Below are 1,621 nucleotides of genomic sequence, written 5' to 3'. Positions count from 1 at the left end.
TCGTACAGTTTCAGCGCAAAAAAAAGGCGGATTTTGTGACGGTCACACGGGGGTGAATTATGGTGAATTATGGCTTCAGAGAGGCAGTGGCAAGGTTTGGGTGAGGGTTATATTGCGCATTTGTAATTGAAAGACTCGCTACGCTCGCATATTCAACAACAAACCGTGCGCTAGGTATAAGAGGTTTAAAAATAATGATATTGAAGCAGTAAAAAAAAAGCGGCTAAAGCCGCGAGTAATGAAGTCGCTCGCAAGCTCGCTCAGCTCCACCAACAGAGATAATGCTGCCTCAAGAGGCGCGAAATTTGCTTATTTCGGCTGTGCCGACCCCTACCCAATTTCGACTCTTTTTGAGTGAATTTGAGCATCATTTTGGTCGCTTTCAGAATTAAGGATTTCTCCCCTTATTTCGGACTGCCCTGCGCTGTGTGTAAAGCTTTCGCCCCCGTTCCAGTCACACAACACTAATCAGTTATTCCTTTTCCGCTTGTCCCCTCTAGCAGCTACAAGGGGCGGTGTTATCGAGCTTTACGCTTAGTTCTGATTAGTGCCTTTACCTCTCACCTTTGGAACATCCCTTGGTCGGTGAGTGATGCGCGTCGTTCTGTCCAAAACATCTTGATTCCAAACAGAGTGCAGAAATACTCTTGAAGTGCTTACTTGATATGGTCTATCATGGAAGGACTTACACAACGATTTGGTCATCATTTGTGAGTATTCCGAAAAAACCACTCCGGCAAGAGTGGTTTTTTCACATCTGGGGATAGAGATTAATCCTAAAATCGTTAGATCTCAATGATCAATGCAAAGATCTTTGTTGCATACTCTTCTCAAATTTTTGTTTAATCAGCCCTATGGTATATATCTTTATCAAGAGATATATAAAATGATGTTCTTATCTTTTCTGTAGTAATTAAAAAGTAACCACTATCAACAAGGTGTTTCTTTATTGCATCTTTTCCAATCGTTCCAAAAACAACCCCAATGACAAATAGAAAACAAGGAATGTAAGTTCCTAAATATTTACTCCACTCTTTAGGTAATTCAGGACGCTTATTAAAACAAATACAAACAAACCCTATTATACTTAAAAACCAAAACCATGATAAAAAAGGAACTATAGAAAAAACGGAGGTTAACGCTATAGATTCTGGATGATATATATAAACATCCAGTATTGGGCTTATCGCATCAAATAATAAGAAAGGCATCCCTATTAATACAAGAGGAACTCCTAAAAAAATCAGAATTCTATTTGGCATTTGTGGCCTCTTTTAAGCCATTTATTATGTTTTCTTCTATCTTGTTTTCATCCCAAATATTAGAAATAATTACATCAACACCAACCCAAACCATCGCACCAACCACCATAGGAATGGCAACTCCAAGAGCGACCGTCAAGCAAACAATCCCACCGACAACTGCGCCAGTGGCTAAAAGCTTAAACAAATCACTTCCCATACTACCGCACCAATCAACTAAATGATAATCATCATTAAACATCAATTCATTAGTATTGATTGTTGCCGATATAATTAAACTTAAAACAGCCCCTTTCTTAAATCCATTTAATGTATCTTCAGCTAAAACACCCAACTGCTTAATTGTAGGGTTTGTAATC

The 1,621-nt window shown here is 38.7% G+C and carries 1 protein-coding gene and 1 pseudogene; both read right to left on the bottom strand.

All coding sequences use genetic code 11. The features are described 5' to 3' along the window. Positions 1-842: 842 nt before the first annotated feature. A complete protein-coding gene (locus R7E47_RS24215) occupies positions 843-1,262 on the bottom strand; it encodes a hypothetical protein (protein WP_276394767.1) in 420 nt (139 codons plus the stop codon). After that, positions 1,252-1,621 (bottom strand): annotated as a pseudogene (locus tag R7E47_RS24210) (hypothetical protein); the annotation flags it as partial. The gene R7E47_RS24215 and the pseudogene R7E47_RS24210, both read right to left, overlap by 11 nt.

Origin of the sequence: Vibrio sp. Vb1026 (assembly GCF_033338745.1) — a bacterium.
GTDB classification, from domain to species: domain Bacteria; phylum Pseudomonadota; class Gammaproteobacteria; order Enterobacterales; family Vibrionaceae; genus Vibrio; species Vibrio alginolyticus.
This window is presented reverse-complemented; position numbering and strand designations above follow the sequence as displayed.

Excerpts from the sequence above, each read along its gene's own strand:
- R7E47_RS24215 (WP_276394767.1), bottom strand. The coding sequence starts at position 1,262 with ATGCCAAATAGAATTCTGATTTTTTTAGGAGTTCCTCTTGTATTAATA.